Raw genomic sequence first — 21438 nt, forward strand, 5'->3', positions numbered from 1 at the left:
CCCCATGATTGCTTCGCAATCCTGGTAAATTCGCCGAGGAATTCCTACTCCGCTTCTCAGAAGCGTGCCCAAGAAGGGGGGAGTGTGAGGGGGGGGAACTGCGGACATCGCAACTCTGAGCTGTTCCCCCCCTCGCGCCCTTACAAAGTCTGCTCCATCCGTTCAATCACTTCATCCTGCATCTGAGCGTTCAATTGGACGAAGTATGCGCTGTAGCCTGCGATCCTCACGATAAGTTCCCGGTATTCCTTGGGATTCTTCTTGGCGGCTTCCAGGGTTTCCCGGTCTACTACGTTGAACTGGACATGTTTTCCGCCGTGGGTCAGGTAGGTGCGGATCAGGCTGGAAAGTTTTTTCAGGTCTTCATCCGTTTTCAGCGCGGACGGGGTAAATTTCATGTTCATCAGGGTGGCCTGGAAAGGATCCTGATTGATCTTCATGGCGCTGCTCATGACACAGGTGGGTCCGCAGGTGTCCATGCCGTGCATCGGAGATACGCTTCCGTCCGCCAAAATCTCATGGGCGCGGCGGCCGTCCGGGGTGGCTCCGGTCAGCTCTCCGCCGGGCTGGTGGGAAGTGATCGAGATGCCTGTCGGGATCAGAGGATGTCCATAGATGGTCTGCTTGGAATCCACGATGGCGCAGAAGTCTGCGAACCAGCGGGCCATGATTTCGTCCACATAGCTGTCGTTATTTCCGTATTTCGGCGCGTGTTCAAAGTCCAGGCGCATCTCCTCATAACCGTTCCAGCCGGCTTCCAACGCTTGGTTAAGCTCGGCCATCGTGTATTTTTTCTCATCAAACACCAACTTTTTGACCGCAGCCATGATATCACCGATGTTGATCATGCCGATGGGGTTGATCACGGCTCCGTTCTCAAAGGGCATCACCCGGTCAAAGGTGTCTTTTCCGGACTCGATTCCCTGGTACATCAGGGCGGAGCGCAGAGGATCGGGAAGCAGCTCTCTGGTGATGGTCAGCTCCACGTTATCCTTCTCTGCCATGACGCCGATCATATAATCCACCTGCTTCAGGTAGCCCTGATAAAATTCTTCATAATTGGTAAATTCCGTGAAATCGCCGGTTTCAATCCCGCATTTCTTTCCGGTTTTGACATCCACTCCATTGTGGCGGAAAATGTCGAAAATTAGTGGCATAGTCACCATGGGCACCGGGCCGGTCCGGGACTTGCCCGGCACGTTGGCGTCCAGGCAGCCGGTCATCACGTACTCCCTGGCGTCCTCGATGGGTAAGCCGCGGGAGGTAAAGGTCTTGATATAGGACTCGTCCCCGATAAAAGCCGGAAGCCCCATGCCCATCCGGACCACCTCAAGAGCCTTTTGCATCAGTTTCTCCGGCGTTCCGGCATGAACCCGCAAAGTCAGCGTGTGGTGGGGGGTCTTGGTGATGGCCGCCGCTTCCAAAAGCAGATAGGTCAGTTCATTGGTGGCGTCGCTGCCGTCGGCCTTCACGCCGCCGATGGTAAAGTTATGCCACTTGGCCATACCGGCGTTTTTCTTCCGGTTATTCTTTCCGGAAGTCCGGTTCAGCTCCATGTCCTTCAGGCGCAGACAGCAGAGAAGCTCGATGGCCTCTTCCCTGGTGATCCGGCCCTCGGCCAAGTCCTTCTCATAATAAGGGTACATATATTGGTCAAAACGGTTGCCCGGCAGGGTCGTCGACGGGCTCAGCATTAAGAACAGGAACCAGAAACACTGGATCGCCTCCCGGAAACTTTCCGCCGGCTTGGCCGGTACGCGGGAACAGATCTTTGCGATCTCAAGAAGCTCTTTCTTCCTCTCCGGTCTCGTCTCCTTTTCGGCCATCGCCTCGGCCAATTCCGAATATCTCCGTCCCAAGGTTTTCATTGCCTCAAACGCCGAGATAACCGCTTGATAATAGCGGAACCGGTCCGCGGAATCTTTATCGGTAAACCGGATTTTTTCCTTCTGCTCCTCAGCCTGACGGATCAACTCGTCGGCCCCCAAATGGAGCAGCTTTGTATAATCCGCCGCCAGAAGGATCAGGGAGGGCCCCAATCCCAGGCCCGACTGGGCATATCCGCCGCCCACGCCGCTGCCTCTTTCACTTTTCCAGGGCGGCAGGCACAGTCCTGCTTCCAGCACGGAAATAATCCGTTCGTTTTCGTAGAAAATATTTCCCATCTGATTGATCAGCGTGGCAGGCGAATGCTCCTGATTCAGCTTTTGTAATTCCGCCTCGTCCTCCGGGTCAATCAAGTATCCGTCTTCTTTCAGGGAGTCAATCTCATCCTGTTCCCATACGCCATAATCCGGATCAATCTCCAGGCCCATGGGTTTGCTGGCCGCCATGCCGACGATCAGCTCATCTTCATTGATGCCGATGGGCATCTTTTCCGCGATCTCCTCCAGAATCTTTCCCCTCTGCACCATCACCGGCAGATTCTTGTACTTCTTTCTGGCTTCCAGGGTAATTCGGAATTTCTCAATACAGATCGGATAGTGATCAATCACCACCCGTTTTTTGATTCGCTCAATTCTATCAACCATACCTTTTTCCTCCTCTTTTCAAACTCTCCCTGCGGCCCGCCGCCAAGGGAAAGCCTTCGGTTGCTTCGCAGGCGGCGTCCTCCCTTCACGCCCGTACTCCAGGAGGGCAGACCCTCAAAGGGTCTGCCCCGCCGAAGTCCCGGCAGAAAGCAACCTTTCTATTTCCAGGAGAAATAGTTTCCACGGATGGTAATGCCGCCGCGGGCAGGTACCACCTCGTTCAGGTCACCGTTGCTGACAATCAGGGTTGCATTGGACGCAATCGCGTAATAAGGAACTTCCTCGCATACCATCTGGGTCAGTTTCATGGTATTGTCGTGGATCAGCTGCGTGTCCGTGGTGCTGACGGCTGCGGCGGACAGGGCCGCGCCCTCTTCATTGGTGTAGTGCAGGTTCGGGATGATGAAGCAGTACAGGTTGATCAGATCCAGAGAGCTTTTGCTGCCCGCCGTATTCATGGTGTTGAAGCTGATGTCGTATCCGCTGGTCTCATCCTTCTGGGAATCGTCAAACACAGCCGCTTCCACCTGTTTGATTTCCGCTTTCATGCCGCAGCTTTGCAGAGACTGCTGTAAAATCTCGGCGCAGGTGGTGGTAGCGGAATCGCCGCTCTTTACCATGATCGAGAAAGCTGTGCCTTCCGCCACGCCGGCTTCCTGGAAAGAGGCTTTCGCCTTCTCCAGATCATACTGATAATAATCTTCCGGAATGTACATATCATTCAGGTTAATCATGCCGACAGAGCTGCAGGTGGTACAGATCTCCCCGTATCCGCCGTAGGCTGCCTGTAAAATCCCTTCGTTGTCCGTGGCGTAGGCGATGGCCTGGCGTACCTTCGGATCCTGGCAGATGGATGCGGTCGAATTGTTGAACATCAGGTTCAAGGCGCGGTCCGTCAGGATCTGGTTCCCCTGGAAGCCTTCGGCCATCAGTCCTTCATAGTCAGAGGAAAGGACATCGTAAGCGCAGTCCACCTCCCCGGTCTGGAGCGCCGTGGTTCTCTGGGAAGCTTCTTTGATAAACATAACCTTCAAGTTCGGGATCTGAGCCTTCTCTCCCCAATAATCGTCTCTGGCCTCAAAGAGAGCGTAGGAACCGCTGACGTATTCTTTCAGCGTGTAGGGGCCGGAACCGATCGGGGCAGTGGTCATACCGTCGCTGCTGGCCTCATAAGCCTCCTGATAGAACAGGTTGACATTCTGCAGTGTGCTGATCGCAAAGGCGTATTCACTGGTCAGCGCCAGCTCCACCGTCACGCCGTCCGCCGCCTTGGTATTGGACATGTCCAGATATTTCACCCAGGTGCTGGAGTTGGAATCCTCGCTGTACATTTTCAGGGAATATACCACATCCTCAGCTGTCAGCAGATGGCCGTCGGAGAACTTGACGTCGTTGCGAAGGTGCAGCTTATAATGGCTGCCGTCCACTTTCTCCACTTCCGTGCAGACACTGGGAACAAAATTACCTTCTGAGTCGTAGGTAAAAAGGCAGTCATAGACCTGATAGGTCATTTCCGAGTAACCGGACTTCGGCTGGCGCAGCGGGCTGAACGATTCCGGATCGTTGGGGTAAGCGTAAATCACCGTATCTTTTCCACTGCCGGCGTTCTCTCCGCCAGAAGCTGCGCCTGTGCTTTCGGATCCTGCGGCCTGTGTCCCCGCATTACCCCCGGCAGCGGCCGTCGTGTCCGTCTTTCCTCCTGTCGTACAGGCCGTCATGGAAACAGCCATGGCCAACGACAGCATAAGAGCTACCACTTTTTTCATAGCAACAATTCCTCCTTCTTTTTTGGGCTTTTTATTCCCGCGGGCAATGGGCCGTTCAAACGTGCAAGCTTGTTGCTTGGCGAATGCCGCACGGGCCGCAAGACGGTTCTCCGTCCTAACGTCATGATTGTGTTTCTTTAAACGAATTCCTTGCAGCGGCAGCAGGAGACGAAATGTCCTTCCTTTACCTCCTCCAGGGCCTGCGGGTTCCTGCACTCCTCCGAGGCAAACTCACAGCGGGCCGCAAACCGGCAGCCCGGCTTGGGGTTGACCGGCGAGGTGATTTCCCCTTTCAGCAGGATCCGATTCCGCTCCACGTCCACCTTTGGAATCGGGATCGCGGAGAGCAGCGCCTTTGTATACGGGTGAACCGGATGATAAAAGAGCTCCTTGGCCGGGGCCTTCTCCACCATCTGTCCCAGATACATGACCGAGATCGCGTCCGACATATGTTTTACCACCGATAGGTCATGGGTAATGAAGATGTAGGTCAGGCCGAACTGATCCTGAAGATCCTTCATCAGGTTCAGGATTTGAGCCTGAATGGACACATCCAGTGCCGAAACCGGCTCGTCGCAGACAATGAATTTGGGATTCAAGGACAGGGCACGGGCGATTCCGATCCGCTGCCTTCTCCCCCCGTCCAGCTCATGGGGGTAGGAGGTGGCGAAGCGCTGGGCCAGGCCAACCAGGTCCATCAGCCGCTCCACCTCCCGTTCCAGCTCCTCGTTTGATCTCCCGCCTTTCCGTTTCAGCGGCTCCTTGATGATCTCGCTGACCGACATCCGGGGGTTCAGGGAGGAATAGGGATCCTGGAAAATGATCTGCATGTCCTCGCGCAGTTCTCTTAATTTCTTCTTATCCACATGGGTGACATCTTCGCCTTTATAGAAAATCTTTCCCCCTGTGCTCTCATGCAGATGAAGCACCGTGCGGCCTAGAGTGGATTTCCCGCAGCCGGATTCTCCCACCACGCCCAGCGTCGTCCCTTCTTCCATCCGGAAACTGACGTCGTCCACCGCGTGAAGTTCACCGCCTGGAGTCTGGAAATATTTCTTCAAATTTTGAACTTCTAATATCGTCGCCATTTATTCCCCATCCTTTGCTCTAAAACATTTCACCAGGTGGCCTTCTCCAATTTCCACCGCCTCCGGCGCAGCCCTTTGGCAGCGCTCCTCACAGGTTGGGCAGCGGGGCGCAAATTTGCATCCCTTGGGCAGGTCGGTCGGATCCGGCATCAATCCAGGGATCGGGCTGAGACGCTCTACGTCCTCATCCAAGACAATCAGGGAACCGAACAGGCCGATCGTATAGGGGTGAGTCGGATGGTTAAAAATGTCCCGCGCCGTCCCGTATTCGATCACTTCCCCGGCATAGATCACCGCCACGGTCTGGCACATCTCGGCGATGACCCCCAGGTCATGGGTGATCATCACGACGGAAGTGCCGTATTCCTCTTTCAGATGGTTCATCATATCCAAAACCTGGGCCTGGATCGTCACGTCTAGAGCCGTGGTCGGCTCGTCGGCCAGCAGCAGTTCCGGGTGACAGGCCAGCGCCATGGCGATCACCACCCGCTGTTTCATGCCGCCGGAGAACTGATGAGGGTAATCACTGTAGCGCGCTCCCGGAATTCCCACCTGCTCCAGCATATCGACAGCCCACTTTTGAACCTCGGATTTAGGAAGTTTTTCATGGAGACGGATTGCCTCGCTGATCTGGTCGCCGACGCTGCGGATCGGATTCAGGGAGGTCATCGGATCCTGAAAGATCATGGAAATCTTTTTTCCCCGGATCTTTCGCATCTTCCCTTCCGGCATTTTTAGTAAATCCTCGCCGTCCACCCAGACTTCCCCGGCATTGACGCTTCCCTGGGGCTGGGGCAGGATCCGGAGAATCGCTTTGGCGATAGTGGTCTTTCCCGCGCCGGTCTCTCCCACCAGCCCCAAGGTCTCCCCTTTTTTCAAGGACAGGTTGACCCCGTTCACCGCGCAGACCTTTTTCCCGCCTGCCTGGTAGGATACCTCTAAGTTTTTCACTTCCAATAATGTCTGTTCGCTCATTTTTTCCTCCTTAATCCTTCAGCTTCGGATCCAGGGCGTCTCTCAGACCATCGCCCAGGAGGTTAAAGGACAAAACGGTTACCATAATGCACAGGCCGGGCGCCAGGGCCAGATGAGGAAAGTTTCTCAGATAATTGCGGCCTTCCGAAATCATGGTGCCCCATTCCGGCGAAGGCGGCTGAGCGCCCAGTCCCAGAAAGCTTAAGGTTGCGCCGGCCAGGATCGAAAGTCCCAGGCTCATGGTGATCTGCACAATCATCGGCGGGATTGCATTGGGAAGCACATGCTTCCACATAATCTCAAAATCGTTGGCGTTGGTCGCAACCGCCGCCTCCACATATTCCTGATCCCGGCAAACCATGAATTGGGACCGGAGAATTCTTGCGTGAAGCGGAATCGTGCTGATTCCCAGGGCAATGATCGTATTCTGCGTGCTGGCTCCCAGAGCGGTTGCCAAAACCATGGACAGCAAAATGTTGGGGATGGACTGGTAGATGTCCAAAAAACGCATCAGCAGATTGTCCACGACTCCTCCATAGAATCCTGCCAGGGCGCCTAACACCATGCCGATGCTGGCCGCCAGCAAAACCGAAAGGAATCCAATCATCAAAGATTCTCTTGCCCCATAGATCAGGCGGCTGAACACGTCGCGGCCCAATTTATCCGTGCCGCAAAGGTGCCCCGCGCTGGGGGAGGCAAAGGTATTCTTTAGATCCTGTTCCGCATAGCCGTATGGGGCCAGCACGTCGGCAAAGATGGCGACCAGGATCAAAAGGATGATGATCACCAGACCGGCCATGGCGAATTTATTCCGTTTTAACCGCTTCATCACCCCGGCAATCTGGCTTTCCTTTTTTCTCTTCTTTTCCGGCCGGTTGGTTTCTTTTTCGCTCATTGCTACCTCACCTTCCCTTTCTTATACTGAGAGAGAATCCGTGGATCGGCCCACGCGTAGACCAAATCCATTCCCAGCATACAAAGCCCAAACCAGAGGGCGATCACAAAGACGCCGGCCTGCACCACCGCGTAATCGCGGGAGTTGATGGCGTTGATCAGATAGTTTCCCATGCCGGGAATGGAAAAGATGGATTCCACCACCATGGAACCGGCAAGAGCTCCGGCGAACCGGGAACCGATCACCGTGATCACCGGCATCATGGCGTTCTGGAGCGCATGGCCGTAGATGACCTTGCTCTCCTTCTGCCCTTTGGCGCGGGCGGTCGTGATGTAGTCCTGACGAATGACTTCCAGCATACTGGACCTGGTCTGTCTCGCGATGCTGGCCGTGGTTCCCAGAGCCACCGCAAGACAGGGGATGATGTATCCCTGGATCGACTCCACGCCCATGGAAGGAAGGATCCCCAGTTTCAGGGCAAAAACGGTAATCATCATCAGGGCAAACCAGAAATTCGGCATGGATACGCAAAAGAGCGCAGCCAACATGGTCAGGTTATCCCGGAGGGAGTATTGGTGCGTCGCCGCAATGACGCCGCAGGGAATTCCGATTAAAACGGAAATCACCAGACTGACCAGTGATATCGTTAAGGTAAAAGGAATTCGGAACAAAATCTGATCCCGGATGGAATCCCCCGATGTATAGGAGGTTCCGAATTCAAATTGGAAGGCATTCACAACGAATCTTCCGTACCGGACCAGGAAAGGATCGTCCAGCCCCAATTCCTCATTCAGCTGAGCAATGTTTTCTTCTGTGGCGTCGATACCCAGCATGATCTTCGCCGGATCGCCGGGACAAAACTCCATGATCGCCATGATCAGGAAGGATACGCCGAGCAGTACCGGGATCATCCACAGCAGACGCTTCACCGTATATTTGATCATTCTGACACTTCCTTTCTGTTTGTGCCTTTCACCAGAGCTCTTGCTTTCAGGACGAACTGCCCTTTTTTCCGGTTGGTTGTCACTCCGGGAAGAGCCAGCGCCGGCGTTAGGATCGATACTGTCAGCTCATCGCCCTGGAAAACAAAGGTGAATTTATCCGACTCCATGCGCCCGAAGCTTCTTCCGTAGATCCGAAGCGTCTCGCGGTCTCTCCATGCGCCGCTCGCCAGATTGGTTTCCGTATCTTCCCCGTCGATGAAGTTCCCGTGACCGAGGTTGACCGGAATCAGCGCATAATCCTTGGTCTCCGGCCATTCTCCGTGGAAGCCGCAGGCCATGCGGTGGGTTTCCCCCTTCTGAACGGAGACAATTTCCAGACGGCTCCCGCCCTCAGTAAAATCCAATCGGACCGTCTCGCAGCCCAAGGGATTTTCCTCAAACCGGTAAGTCTTTCCGGAAATCTCTTCGATGATACCGCTGCGGTCACAGCCCATCGGAGCCAGATTCCATTCTGCCAGCGCCCTCAGCAGACGCTGATATGCCTTCGGATTTTCCGGCAGGGGATAGGAATGGATATTTTTGTAGACGGTTTCATGGAACAGCTCCTCAAGATCCACCCGGTTTTGTGATTTATTGCAGGCCAGACAGGAAAACACCATATCGGCCTCGGTATAAATGCAGGACAGATTGTCGTTGCCGCCGTGGAACACATAGCCTTCACAGGGCATCTTCCATACCTGGAATCCGTACCCGCTGGTCCGGAAGGCGTGTTTGTGGGTTGCCGTAGGAACATGAAACTTTCCAAATTCCTCACAGAGGGATTCCTGGATCAACTGCCTGCCGTTCCATTTCCCTTTATTTAAAAACACATACCCGATCTTGGTTAGCGCTTCCTGGGTCACACAGACCGTGGAGGGTTCCCGCTCCCCCTGGGCATTATACCGGCAGAGGATGTCGATCCCCAGCGGATCCAAAAACCGCGGCTTCATGTAGCTGAACACATCCACGCCGCTCTTTTTCTCCACGATCGCCGCCAAAATGTGAGGAATTCCGTTATTGTAGCAGAAATAAGATCCTGGTTCATACTCCGGCGCCAGGGAGAGGAAGGTCTTCACCCAGTTGCCGCTCTGAAAAAGCTCAGAGCAGGTATCTTCCGCCTGCCCGGTATTCATGGTCAGCAGATGGAATACCGTGACTCTTTTCATCTTCTCCGACAGATTCTCCGGCAGATTGTCGGAAAATATATCCACAACCTTTTCTTCAAGGGAAAGTATTCCGTCCTGAAGAGCCAACAATACGCCGATGGCTACGATGCCCTTCGCAGCCGAGTAGATCCGGTGATACCGGTTCATGGAAAACGGCCGGCCGGCACCCTCCGCGATGATAAAGTCATTTTTGACGATCTGAAAACTATGCAGATCGACGGCCCCGTCCACATCCTGTTCTCGGACAGCCTCAAAGAACTTCAGGATACTTTCGGAAGAAACTCCCACAGCTTCCGGAGTGCTGTACTTTAAGCTCTGACATCCCAATACCATTGATCCTTCTCCTCTTTTCTTTTTGTCGTACCTTTGGCATCTGACCATTATTATCGCAAATATCGTGCCAATTTTTCAAAAACCGCGGTTTTTCCTTTTTTTCGGTAAATTGTGCATTGACATTTGAATAAGGGAAAGGACTTCCCCTATTTGATTCCGCAAAGGGACAACCAGCACTTCGTGTTCCATGCTTTCGCGCCCGGCAAATGACGTTTTGCGCGGGCAAGGTCTTCCCCTTTGGTCACATTGCCGCTTTTCTGGCTTTTACCATAAGAAAGAATTTCGCAGAGCGAAATTCTGCGCCGCAAATGCGTCGCGTCAGCGACATCTTCCTTTGCATTTGCGTGCGCATCCATAGCGGAGCGTTTTTTGTTTCATAGGGAATTCCAAAGGGATTTCCTATGAAACAAAAAAAGGACACGGGCTTCCGCCCATGTCCTTTTTTCAAATAGCCCTCTATTCCGAACTCCCAAGATCCTGCGTTCCCTCCGCGGGGAACTTTTTTTCTTTCCCACTCCCGCCCTTCTTTTACAGCATTTTCCTTTAACCTGAATTTTTAGTTTGATCTCTTGCCGCCAAAACGAACGTTCCACTTTGTTTTTTGCGTTCCATTTTGAAACGGCTGTTCCTTCTCTGCCTACGCATCATATTGTTCCGTAATCCCATAGTTCTTCATCTTTCTCCATAGGCTGGTCTTGCTGATGCCCAATAGCTCGGCGGCCCGGAGCCGGTTTCCTTTGGTCTGATTCAGTGCCCGGATGATCTCTTCCTTTTCATTGAGAGGCAGGATTCCCTGGGGCTTCTTCGGTTCGGCCTTAACCGGCTCAGGAGCCGGCAGAGACTGCCGCCTCGAAAGTTTCAGCATATAGACATCGGAGAGCTGGCGCTCCACAAACGCTTCGCCCAGTTCCGGCTGGTCCGCGACAATGACGAGGCGCTCGCAGAAATTTTTGAGCTGCCGGACATTCCCTTTCCATTCATACTGGCAGATGCGCTTCTCCGCCTCCTCCAGGATCCGGACATTTTTCTTCAGGTTCTTCCCAAACTCATCCACAAACTTCCTTATCAGGAGAAGAATATCATCTCCCCTCTCTCTCAGCGGTGGGACATAGAGAGTCAGCACATTCAAGCGGTAATAAAGGTCCTCCCGGAACTTCCCCTGTTCGATCAAATCCAGCAGGTTTTTATTCGAGGCCGCAATCACGCGGATGTCCACCGGGATCTCCTTATCGTCCCCAACCCGACGGATCACCCGCTCTTCCAGGACCCGCAGAAGCTGAACCTGTCCGGCCAAATCCATCTCCGAGATCTCATCTAAAAACAGCGTCCCATGGTCCGCAATTTCCACCAGGCCCTTTTTTCCTTTTTTAGAAGCCCCGGTGAAAGCGCCGTCCACATATCCGAACAGTTCGCTTTCCAGCAGATTGACCGGAATCGCTCCGCAGTTTACCGCCACGAAAGGCTCCTCCTTCCGCAGGCTGGCATTGTGGATGCTCTGAGCAAAGATCTCCTTACCCGTACCGGTCTCCCCGACAATCAAAACATTGGAATTATATTTCGCGAACTGCTCCGCCAGCCTTCGGGATTCCTCCATCTCCTCAGAGGCCCCGACAATATCCCGGAAGGTATAGCGGGCATTATAGCCTTTGGAGTAGTATTCCCTCTTGACCGTTGCCTCCAGCTTCTCGATGTCTTGGAATTCCGTGAAGTGAAAGACGGCTCCGATCACCTCTTCTTTCTTCTTTAAGGGGGTGACATTCATCACAAAAACCTGATTTCCATACTCCAATACCTGTCCATAATACTTTTCATCATTTTTCAGGACCTGTTCCGGGATTTCCCTCGGCAGCGCCGGAATCACATCCCAGATCTTCTTTCCAACCACATCCGGAGTCTCGCACTGGAATGCCTTGGCCGCCACCTGATTGCAGACGGAGATTTCGCCGTTTTGGTCAATCGTGATCACGGCCTCAAAAGCATAATTGATCACAGTCTGCATCTCCCCAAAGCTTCGCTTATAGTCGGAGATCGCCTGGGCAACCATTTTTGCAATATCCAGGTCCCGTTGGATCGACTGGGGAAGAGAAGGCCGGGTGATATAATGGGCCTTGATGTCTACGCGGTCCACCACCTCCTGGAAGTTCTTTCCGCAGACCACATAGTCATATCCCTTGCTTTTCAGTTCCAGGATAAACAGTTCACTTTTATTGGCATCTAAGGACGGTACAATCACATTCTTCACATTCATGCGGAAGATGGAGCTGTAAAGCGCTTCATCAATATTCAGAGGAAGATGGGACAGCAGAGCTACCTTCGGGATTTTTCCTTCCCTCTTTTCTTTCTGCTCCATATCCCATTTCTGCCGGACCTCCCAGAGAGCACCGATGGTCACTTCCCCGTAAAAACTGGCCGGAATCGTGGGAATCTGGCATTTCAGCTCCCGCAGGAATGCCAAAACACGCCCTTTGGCGATAATCACATCCACATCCCGATCTTTCGCGATGGCCGCGCACATCCGCACATATTCTTCCTCCGGCGCCGGTATGGTCTTCGGATATAAGGAGATTCCGTTCTTTTTCGCATAGTCCATGGCCAGGCGGAGTTCCTCCTGGTCGCTGGTCAAATACATAATCTTCGTCATGGCGTTTTCCTCCTTCTTCCATGCCTTTCGACATTATAACAGATTCTTTTCGGGGATGCCATGGAAATCCTTTCCCAGTATTGCGACTCTCTGCATAAAAAAGAATTTTCTATCGAATAAAAAAGCCCTTGACTCTCCCACTGTGTCATGGTCTACAATAACCATGAGCTCAAAAATCACATCGATGTGGGAGAAAAGAAATGTTAAAAATCGGCGATTTTTCCAAACTATCCAGAAACAGTGTCCGCATGCTGCGCCATTACGATGAAATCGGCCTGCTTACCCCGGAGGCCACCGACGCCTTTACCGGTTACCGGTATTATACGGAGGCCCAGCTGACCCAGGCCAACCGGATTGCTTCGCTGAAAGCAATGGGTTTCGGGCTCGCCGAAATAGCCGCCCTGCTCTCTTGCTATGAGAATCCGGACAGGCTTGCGCAGACGCTCCAGCTCAAATGCCAGGAGACAAAGCAAGAGATGGAGGCGGCCGCTTACCGGCTTCAGCTGTTGGATGCCGCGCTGAAACAAATCAGAAAGGATTATACGATGATGAAATATGATGTGACTTTAAAGGAATTGCCGGAACGTTATGTAGCCAGTGTACGCCAGCGGATCCCCTCCTATGATCAGGAAAGCCTCCTCTGGCAGATCATGATGGAGGAAACACAGAATCTCCACATGCAGCCCGCAAATCCCTGCCTCACCACAGCGGTCTTTTACGACGGAGAATATAAAGAAAACGACGTGGACGTGGAAGTCACCAAGACCGTCCGGGGAACCTATGCGGATACGGAACATGTGAAGTTCAAGACGCTTCCTCCTGTACAGATCGCTTCTGCTACCTATCAGGGAAGATATGAAGATATCACGGAGGTCAATGTTGCCGTTGCCAATTGGATCGTGGAAAACGGGTATGAATTCAATGGGTTCGGCTTTAACATCTACTACGTCAGCCCCCACGAAACCTCGAACCCAGAGGAATATGTGACGGAAGTCTGCTACCCGGTGAAAAAGAAAGAGACCGCTTCCAAGGCATAATCCACGGTTCTCTGATTCCGGCGGCAGCCTGAATCTCCGGTATCTTCCGAAATATGAAACACCATGCAGCAGCCCTTCTCACCCGCCTTTCAGCCTGAGAGGGGCTGCTTTTTCCGTTTTTCGTTTATCCTTGTTGAACCTTTTGGAAGATGCTATAATGTCGTAAGACATGATACCGGCCAGAACGGCCCGACGCAAAGGAGATTCGAAATGGGGAAATTGGGAGCGGGAAAAAGATTTCACCGAGTTCTGTTCTTTTCTTATTTATTGCTTGTCATCTATCTCATGCTGTTTGCTTTTGGCAGGACCAAGCAATGGGATACCTATCAGTTTTCCTTTACGCTCACTTCCATCCCCTTGTGGATTCCCAAACACTTTACCATGGACATAATCGAAATATGGGTATTCAGTTTAGGGAATCTATTGATGTTTGTTCCATTCGGCGCCTTACTTCCCATCAATTTTCCAACCGCCTGCGGAAAATACGGGAGATCCCTCCTCTTTTTTGTTGCCGGCATCACACTCATGGAGTTTCTGCAAATGATTACTCTGCTGGGAAGTTTTGATGTTGAAGATATTTTGATCAACGCCATCGGTTTTTCTATTGGCTTTCTTTCCTGGAAGATCAGTCAAAAAATGAAACCTCCAGGACGGTTTGTCCTATTTTTTATCCTGTCCGTCTTTGCTTTTACCGTGCTGAGCCTGATCGGGGCAGAGATAATCAATACCATCTTTTTTCGGTAAAGGTATGAGCCAATACACTTCCCCATTCCTGCCGCCGCGTGATCCGCTCAGTTCTGCCTCCTATTCTTTCATGATCCGGGCTGCTGTCGTAGCAGTATGAAAGCCCCTTTTTCCCTCCGGAACACATGTACCTGAGTCTGCGCATTTATTCACCTGAAATTCTGCACATTCCTTTTGCCTAGATTTTTTATTCATTTCTAGTGATCGTGACTTTTTTCCTAAAATCAACTTGATTTTATTCTATTTGCGAGATAATGTATGATTATATCCGAAATACTGCACAGTAAAGTGCTCTTTTTGTGCTACTCTTTTACTAGCAGGAATATTGCCACGACAGAAAGGAATCCAAAAAATTGTCCATTATTTCTAGTTATACGGTTAATTCCTCAGAAGAAATTCAAACGCATGCTCACGAATACGCACATATGATTTTGCCAATCCGGCAAAATTTTTACATCAAATTTCTAGGCCAAACCTACCACCTGACGCCGCGTCAGATTGGCTTTGTCCCGCCGGGAGCCGTCCATGAATTTGGATGTCCGGGGAAAGCTTTGACCTTGAATATTCCTGCCGAAATGGTTAAGTCAACCGATCTTGTTTTCTTGACGGAAAATTGTGTCCTGGATATCGACACCCGCCTGGATCCGCTGATTTTCCTGATCAAGCAGGAGGTGGAAAGCGAGGACACCAGTAAAGAATCTCTCCGCTACCTGTTTTACTATCTATATGACAAGTTTGTGGAGCGCCACCGCCTTCCTTCGCTGCGCTACATGCACGAAAACTATGCCGGGCCCCTAAGCATCGCTAAGCTCGCCTCCATCGAGAACTATAATGTTTCCTATTATACCGATTGGTTTAAGAAAAAAGTGGGCTGTATGCCCAGCGAATACCTCCAGATGGTCCGGATCGACAAAGCGAAGGAAATCCTGGCCACCACCCGCTACCGGATCCTGGACGTAGCGATGCAGGTTGGTTATAACAATGGGTCTTCCTTTGCCAGAGCGTTTAAGGCAGTGACCGGGATCACGCCCAACCAATACCGCCGTCTGGCATCAGAATCAAAATAGATCGTTTGGAAAGAGAGGGAATTTGATGAGAATCGAACAGCACCCAGTTCTACAGTTTGACCGGGGAGAAAAAGTCACGTTCTCCTACAATGGACAGGACGTTGAGGGGTATACGACGGAAACCATTGCCGCCGCCCTCCACGCCGCAGGGATCCGGAAGCTGGGGACCAGCCCGGAACTGCACCGGCCCCGCGGCCTTTTCTGCGCCATTGGAAACTGCTCTTCCTGTTTTATGACAGTCAACGGGGAACCCAATGTGCGCATCTGCGTCACCCGCGTAGAGCCTGGCATGACAGTGGAAGAACAGATCGGGAAAGGAGAAATTCATTATGATTAAAGAAGTGGAAATCCTTGTCATTGGCGGAGGCCCCGCCGGCCTCTGCGCCGCCCGGTCCGCTTCCAAACTGGGAGCCCATGTAATGGTCTGTGAACGGGATTATGTCCCCGGAGGACAGTTGGTCAAACAGACTCACAAATTCTTCGGCTCCGAAAAACAGTATGCCGGAGACCGGGGGATTCAGATTGGAAAAATGCTGATCGATGAAATCGCTGCCGATCCCAACATTGAGATCCTGACCGAGGCTACAGTCCTCGGTATCTACGAAGACGGTGTGGTAACGGTTCTTTATCAGAACCAACATCTGAAGATCCATCCGAAAAAAATAATCATTACCACAGGTGCCGCCGAAAAATTCCTTTCCTTCCCCGGCAATGATCTCCCCGGCATCTACGGAGCCGGCGCGGTTCAGACCCTGATGAATGTAGCAGGGGTGAAACCGGCGGAGCGTGTAGTCATGGTCGGCGCTGGAAATATCGGACTGATCGTATCCTACCAGCTGATGCAGGCGGGCGTAGAAGTGGCGGGCGTCATTGAGGCGGCGCCAAAAATTGGGGGCTATCTTGTACATGCGTCAAAGATCCGCCGGGCCGGTGTTCCGATCCGGACCAGCTACACGGTAAAAGAAGCATTCGGGACTGATTGCCTGGAAGGCGTCGTGATCTGCCGCCTGGATGAGAAATGGCAGATGATTCCTGGTACAGAGGAGACGATTCCCTGCGATACCCTCTGTCTGGCTGTCGGCCTGACCCCCCTCGCAGAGCTCTGCTGGCAGGCAGGATGCCAGATGGCTTTTATCCGCGAACTTTCCGGTCATGTACCGATTTTAGATGAAAATCTGGAAACCACGGTTTCCGGCATTTACGCCGCCGGCGACGTAGCCGGAATTGAGGAAGCCTCAGCCGCCATGGTGGAAGGAAGGCTTGCCGGCTGTTCGGCGGCAGCCAGCCTTGGATATTCTCCCCAGGAAGCAAAGATTATGCTTCAGGCCGCCCGCGAGGAACTGAATGAACTTCGTTCCGGTCCCACCGGTTCTAAAATCCGCGCCGGATTGCAAAAAATGTCTGAAAAGAAAGGAGTGAAGACGGCATGCTGATTCAGGATGGAATTCCCACCAGCGAAGATCTCTCTAAAGTCCTCCCTCCCCAAAACCGTCTGGAAACCGGACCGGTGGCCATGGCAGAATGCTTTCAAAAAATCCCTTGCAACCCCTGCGCCAAGGCCTGCCCGAAAAAGGCAATCCATGTGGAGCCGGACATCAACCAGACGCCGCAGATCGATTTTGACCAGTGTATTGGCTGCGGCATCTGCATCTCCCGCTGTCCCGGACTTGCGATTTTTGTGGTCGATCTGACTTACGGTGAGGACACCGCCCTGGTTCTTCTCCCCTACGAATTTCTTCCACTTCCTGTGAAAGGCCAGTCCGTCCTTTGTCTCGACCGGAGCGGCCGGGAAGTAGGACGGTATCCTGTGGTAAAAGTGACTCCCGGAGGAAATAAAAACCTGACCTATGTCATTTCTGTCGCCGTTCCTAAGTCATTGGCCATGGAAGTCCGCAATATCCGCGTAGGAGGTGACAACAATGAGTGAAAACGCGACGATTCTCTGCCGCTGTGAAGATCTGACGCGTGAACAGATCCTGGAATGTATTGAAGGCGGCTGCCATACCATAGACGAAATCAAACGGGTAACCCGCGCCGGAATGGGCCCCTGTCAGGGCAGGACCTGCCGGATGCTGATTGCGCAGGAACTCTCCAACTATTATCACATTCCCCTGGAGGATGTTTTGATGCCTACCTTCCGGCCGCCCACAAAGCCGGTGACCATGGGAATCCTGGCGGATGCCTATGAGGAAGGAGGTTGTGAGAAATGAAAAAAGGGTATGATGTGGTTATCATCGGAGGCGGGATCGTGGGTTGCTCTACGGCTTTTGAGCTGGCGAAACGAGGAGTAACCGATGTCCTTCTGATTGAAAAAGGCTATCTCAGCTCCGGTGCAACCGGACGCTGCGGCGCAGGTATCCGCCAGCAATGGGGATCCGAACTGAATGCCAGCTTAGCCATGGAAAGTACGGAAATATTTGAACATCTGGAAGAATATACCGGATACAGCCACAGCTGTGAACTGCACCAGGGCGGCTATCTCCTGGTGGCTTACACGGAAAAGGAATGGGAGCAATTCCAGGAAAATTTAAAAGTGCAGCACCGGCTGGGCATTGACTCCCGTGCGGTGGATCTGAAAGAAGCAAAAGAGATCGTTCCCTTTTTAAATACGGAAGGAATGTTTGGGGCAACTTTCTGTCAGAAAGACGGCCATGCCAATCCCTTCCACTGCACTCAGGCTTATGCACAGGGTGCAAAACGTCTGGGCGTAGACATCGCAACCTATACCACTGTCACCGGTCTGACCACCAGCGGCGGCCGTATTTCCGGAGTAGAAACCGACCATGGCTATGTGGAAGCAAGGACCGTGATCAACTGTGCCAACACCAGAGCGCCAGAGCTGGCCCGGATGGTGGGAGACGAGATTCCCGTCTACGCAGAGCGCCATCAAGCCCTGGTAACCGAGCCGGTTGCTCCTTTGATGGACTGCATGGTCATGTCGTTCCACCGCTCCTATTATGTCCAGCAGACGCCTCACGGAAGTTTTGTCATGGGCATCGGTCCGCAGGAAGAACCCAGCCACAATTTCCGTTCCAGCTGGCAGTTCCTGGAGAAAAACTGCGCCATCATCTGTGAAGCGCTTCCGCCTCTTAGAAAATTGAGAGTGGTACGTCAATGGGCCGGTCAATACGATTTAAGCCCGGACCGGAATCCGATCATCAATGAAGCGGAGAAAGCCAAAGGCTTTTATAGTGTCTGCGGTTTTTCCGGACACGGCTTCATGGTATCCCCGCGGGTTGCTATCCTTTTGGCCAATTATTTGACCAACCAGAAGGATTCCCTGGATATCCGCCGTTTCAGCGCCAAGCGCTATGAAACCGGCGAGCTGCTTTTGGAGCCCGCCGTAGTCTAATCGAGTGGTTTTCGGGCTGCCTCGCTTGCCGGTACCGATTTCATCCCCTGATTCTCGGTACCCCTGGCCCTTAACCCAGAAGCGGCAAGATACAAAAACTGTATCTTGCCGCTCCTCCCTTTTAATGGAAAAACCGATCCTTCTTTCCCATCGCGATATCCAAAGCTTGTTTTTCTTCTTTCCCTAAAGCCGCCTCCGGTTCACCTTCCTTGATTTCTTTCACATAGATATAACAAGAATTTCTGCTGTGCATGGCATTCAGCAAAAATCCGGAATTCGCCATGTCCAGAACCGCCAGCGCAAAGCTGGACTGTCCTCCCATTCCTTCAAACGCGTTATATTTGACGACCCCTGTCTTCTGATAAGCACTGGAAAGCCCTTTGCTGATCACCTTCATCACGTCCTTATTGGCCAGGTCCTGATCCATCAGCTGCTGGGTATTTTCGTAGATTTCGGCAATCATATCTTCCAGAGTCTCAGCATCTTTTCCTCTCATAAAAATGTCATACCGCCGGTACAGCTTTTCCATTTTGATCAGATTGATAATGACCAGGCCCCCCAAAAAGACCAACAAACCTGCCATGATGGCAAACAAAATTACGGGGTCAAATCCCAGTTGGTTTAAAATACTATCTGACATCTGTCAGTTCCTCCTTTTAAAGCTTCCGAAATAGATCCACGAGTCGCTCCAGCTCCTCAATGGAATAGTAATCCATCTGAATTTTTCCCTTGCCTTCCTCTTTCCGCTGAATCACAACCTTGGTTCCGGTTGCGGTTCTCAATTCGTCCTCCAACTTATCATAGATAAATTGATCTCGTTCTCTCCAGCCGTCATCCTTTGGCGCAGCCTGCGGTTTCATCAGATCTTTGACCAGCTTTTCTGTTTCCCGCACAGTCAATTGAAGTTCCACTACCCGTTTGGCCGCCTCAATCTGGCGGTCCGGCTGATCCAGCGAAAGCAGCGCCCTGGCATGTCCTTCCGAGAGTTTTCCCTCTTCCAACAGATCTAAAACTTCTTTCGGCAGTTTTAAAAGCCGCAGACGGTTGGCGATGGCGGCGCGGCTTTTGCCTACTTTTTCTGCCACTTCCTCTTGTTTTAAATGAAACTCCTGAATCAGGGTCAAATACGCCTGAGCCTCCTCAACCGCATTCAGGTCTTCTCTCTGAATATTCTCGATCAACGCAATCTCCATCGCCTCCTCGGAAGAAAATTCCTTAATGATAACTGGAACTTCTTTCAGGCCAGCTAATTTTGCCGCCCGCCAGCGCCTCTCCCCTGCAATGATCTCATAGTGATTTCCTTTTTCCTGCACCAAAAGGGGCTGAAGCACGCCGTGACGCCGGATGGACTCCGCCAATTCTTCCAACGCATCCAAATCAAAATTTTTTCTTGGCTGATCCCGGTTGGGTTCAATCTGAGAAAGTTTTAACGATGTTTTGGGGATATCAACCGGGTTTTCCACAGACTTATCCACATTTTCCTCACTTTTTGTGGAAAACTTCGTGGATTTCGTGGATGGCACTGTGGATGAATTGGGAATGAGAGAGTCTAATCCTTTTCCCAGACCACTTTTTCTCGTCATACCTGTTCCTCCCTCTGATACTGAATCACTTCTTCCGCCAATAACCGGTAGCTTTCCGCCCCCGCCGACCTTGGATCATACTGATTGATCGGTAATCCATGGCTGGGGGCTTCCGCCAAGCGGACATTCCTGGGTATAATCGTCTTATAAATGTTTTGCTGAAGGTTATTTTTTACATTTTCCACCACTTGAAGAGAAAGATTTGTTCTGGCGTCATACATGGTAAACACCACACCTTCCATCTGCAAGTCCGGATTTAGGCGCTCTTTTACTAGATTAATGGTATAAATCAGCTGAGACAGCCCTTCTAAGGCATAATATTCACACTGAATCGGGACCAGGACGGAACTTGCCGTGGTCATGGCATTTACCGTCAGCATACTCAATGATGGAGGACAGTCAATCAATACATAATCATATTCGTCCTGCACCTTTGCGATTTGATCCTTTAAGATGTATTCTTTCCGATCCACTCCAATCAGCTCAATCTCTGCTCCGGAAAGATTGACATTGGAGGGGATCAAATCCAATCCTTCCACTACCTGATGTAAGATACACTCTTCTACCGACGCATCTCCGATCAGCATTTCATATATGGTGTTCTCCGGTTCGTTTTTTTCGATTCCGAAACCACTGGTTGTATTTCCCTGGGGATCCAAGTCGATGACCAAAACTTTTTTTCCTAGTTCCGCTAGCGATGCGGATAAATTGATGGCGGTTGTTGTTTTTCCCACTCCGCCCTTTTGATTTGCTACGGCAATAATCCGTTCCATTTGCTGCCTCCCGCCATTTTATGGCTGTTGGATGTTCTGAGGAGTAAAATTGGAATGTTTCACGTGAAACATTCCAATTTGTCATGGCTAGTATAGCATACTTTTCTTTTTATTTCTATAGATAAGGGAGAAAACTTATGAGAATTTAGGTGGAGCCAAGGGGGGCCGATCTCAGAGTTGCGATGCCCGAACGGCCCCCCTCGGCACTCCCCCCTCTTGGGCACGCTTTTGGGCTGGTATTTTAGTGAGTGATTATAATAGTATTGTTAATGTGGTATTTGTAATTTTTTTTACTGTTTCACGTGGAACATTTTGGTTAGTTAATATAGGCTTCATACTTTATATGATACTAGGGTCAAAAGCATGACTTTTGGACTCGCAAAACATGAGATAGTAGCCCGTTCGGGCGGATTTCGATTGTTTTTAGGGTTTTGGGAGCACGCAGTGCGGAGTATTCCGTGGCATCACGAGAGAAAAATACCTTTTGACCTTACATCTTTATAT

19 protein-coding genes are annotated in these 21438 nt (G+C 51.7%); 8 read left to right on the top strand and 11 right to left on the bottom strand.

What is annotated here, in order from left to right:
* Positions 1 to 140: 140 nt before the first annotated feature.
* The 8 genes from MUB23_RS14100 to MUB23_RS14135 all read right to left on the bottom strand — a co-directional run bounded on the left by MUB23_RS14100 (position 141) and on the right by MUB23_RS14135 (position 12378).
* On the bottom strand, positions 141 to 2531 hold the full coding sequence (locus tag MUB23_RS14100) for a glycyl radical protein (RefSeq protein WP_244801240.1): 2391 nt from the start codon (positions 2529 to 2531) through the stop codon (positions 141 to 143).
* A 158-nt stretch (positions 2532 to 2689) separates the two neighbouring features.
* Entirely contained in the window at positions 2690 to 4297 is a 1608-nt protein-coding gene (locus MUB23_RS14105; RefSeq protein WP_244801241.1) for an ABC transporter substrate-binding protein, read from the bottom strand.
* 137 nt (positions 4298 to 4434) lie between these two features.
* Positions 4435 to 5385, bottom strand: coding sequence for an ABC transporter ATP-binding protein (locus MUB23_RS14110; protein WP_244801242.1), 951 nt, complete (start codon positions 5383 to 5385; stop codon positions 4435 to 4437).
* Complete coding sequence (locus tag MUB23_RS14115; RefSeq protein ID WP_244801243.1) at positions 5386 to 6360, bottom strand: ABC transporter ATP-binding protein; 975 nt, start codon at positions 6358 to 6360, stop codon at positions 5386 to 5388.
* 10 nt (positions 6361 to 6370) lie between these two features.
* A complete protein-coding gene (locus tag MUB23_RS14120; RefSeq protein WP_244801244.1) occupies positions 6371 to 7255 on the bottom strand; it encodes an ABC transporter permease in 885 nt (294 codons plus the stop codon).
* 2 nt (positions 7256 to 7257) lie between these two features.
* Positions 7258 to 8199 (bottom strand): ABC transporter permease, encoded by a 942-nt coding sequence (locus MUB23_RS14125; protein WP_244801245.1) that lies wholly within the window; start codon positions 8197 to 8199, stop codon positions 7258 to 7260.
* Positions 8196 to 9737, bottom strand: a complete 1542-nt coding sequence (locus MUB23_RS14130) for a serine hydrolase domain-containing protein (RefSeq protein WP_244801246.1) — start codon at positions 9735 to 9737, stop codon at positions 8196 to 8198. The genes MUB23_RS14125 and MUB23_RS14130 overlap by 4 nt, the downstream gene beginning before the upstream one ends.
* A 637-nt stretch (positions 9738 to 10374) precedes the next feature.
* Complete coding sequence (locus tag MUB23_RS14135; RefSeq protein WP_244801247.1) at positions 10375 to 12378, bottom strand: sigma-54 interaction domain-containing protein; 2004 nt, start codon at positions 12376 to 12378, stop codon at positions 10375 to 10377.
* A 200-nt stretch (positions 12379 to 12578) separates the two neighbouring features.
* On the opposite strand from MUB23_RS14135, the gene MUB23_RS14140 reads away from it, so the two are divergent.
* The 8 genes from MUB23_RS14140 to MUB23_RS14175 all read left to right on the top strand — a co-directional run bounded on the left by MUB23_RS14140 (position 12579) and on the right by MUB23_RS14175 (position 18578).
* Positions 12579 to 13415: a MerR family transcriptional regulator gene (locus MUB23_RS14140; protein WP_244801248.1), complete on the top strand. Its 837-nt coding sequence runs from the start codon at positions 12579 to 12581 to the stop codon at positions 13413 to 13415.
* A 63-nt stretch (positions 13416 to 13478) separates the two neighbouring features.
* A complete protein-coding gene (locus tag MUB23_RS14145) occupies positions 13479 to 14159 on the top strand; it encodes a VanZ family protein (RefSeq protein ID WP_244801249.1) in 681 nt (226 codons plus the stop codon).
* Positions 14160 to 14584: 425 nt separating this feature from the next.
* Positions 14585 to 15226 carry a helix-turn-helix domain-containing protein gene (locus tag MUB23_RS14150; protein WP_244801250.1) on the top strand — a complete coding sequence of 214 codons (642 nt, stop codon included), beginning with the start codon at positions 14585 to 14587 and terminating at the stop codon, positions 15224 to 15226.
* Positions 15227 to 15251: 25 nt separating this feature from the next.
* Complete coding sequence (locus tag MUB23_RS14155; RefSeq protein ID WP_244801251.1) at positions 15252 to 15563, top strand: (2Fe-2S)-binding protein; 312 nt, start codon at positions 15252 to 15254, stop codon at positions 15561 to 15563.
* Positions 15556 to 16659: an NAD(P)/FAD-dependent oxidoreductase gene (locus MUB23_RS14160; protein WP_280515805.1), complete on the top strand. Its 1104-nt coding sequence runs from the start codon at positions 15556 to 15558 to the stop codon at positions 16657 to 16659. The genes MUB23_RS14155 and MUB23_RS14160 overlap by 8 nt, the downstream gene beginning before the upstream one ends.
* A complete protein-coding gene (locus MUB23_RS14165) occupies positions 16653 to 17153 on the top strand; it encodes an NADH-quinone oxidoreductase subunit I (protein WP_244801252.1) in 501 nt (166 codons plus the stop codon). Before MUB23_RS14160 ends, MUB23_RS14165 begins: the two co-directional genes overlap by 7 nt.
* Positions 17146 to 17436 (top strand): (2Fe-2S)-binding protein, encoded by a 291-nt coding sequence (locus MUB23_RS14170; protein WP_244801253.1) that lies wholly within the window; start codon positions 17146 to 17148, stop codon positions 17434 to 17436. The genes MUB23_RS14165 and MUB23_RS14170 overlap by 8 nt, the downstream gene beginning before the upstream one ends.
* Entirely contained in the window at positions 17433 to 18578 is a 1146-nt protein-coding gene (locus tag MUB23_RS14175) for an NAD(P)/FAD-dependent oxidoreductase (RefSeq protein ID WP_244801254.1), read from the top strand. The genes MUB23_RS14170 and MUB23_RS14175 overlap by 4 nt, the downstream gene beginning before the upstream one ends.
* Positions 18579 to 18699: 121 nt before the next feature.
* Here MUB23_RS14175 and MUB23_RS14180 read toward each other — a convergent pair whose 3' ends face one another.
* From MUB23_RS14180 to MUB23_RS14190, 3 genes are read right to left on the bottom strand one after another with little or no spacing between them, the layout of a single operon-like run.
* Entirely contained in the window at positions 18700 to 19218 is a 519-nt protein-coding gene (locus MUB23_RS14180) for a DUF4446 family protein (protein WP_244801255.1), read from the bottom strand.
* A 16-nt stretch (positions 19219 to 19234) separates the two neighbouring features.
* Complete coding sequence (locus MUB23_RS14185; RefSeq protein ID WP_244801256.1) at positions 19235 to 20161, bottom strand: ParB/RepB/Spo0J family partition protein; 927 nt, start codon at positions 20159 to 20161, stop codon at positions 19235 to 19237.
* Positions 20158 to 20934 carry a ParA family protein gene (locus tag MUB23_RS14190; protein WP_244801257.1) on the bottom strand — a complete coding sequence of 259 codons (777 nt, stop codon included), beginning with the start codon at positions 20932 to 20934 and terminating at the stop codon, positions 20158 to 20160. Before MUB23_RS14190 ends, MUB23_RS14185 begins: the two co-directional genes overlap by 4 nt.
* Positions 20935 to 21438: the final 504 nt, after the last annotated feature.

This window comes from Cuneatibacter sp. NSJ-177 (assembly GCF_022867805.1).
In the GTDB taxonomy this organism is placed as follows: Bacteria; Bacillota; Clostridia; order Lachnospirales; family Lachnospiraceae; genus Pseudolachnospira.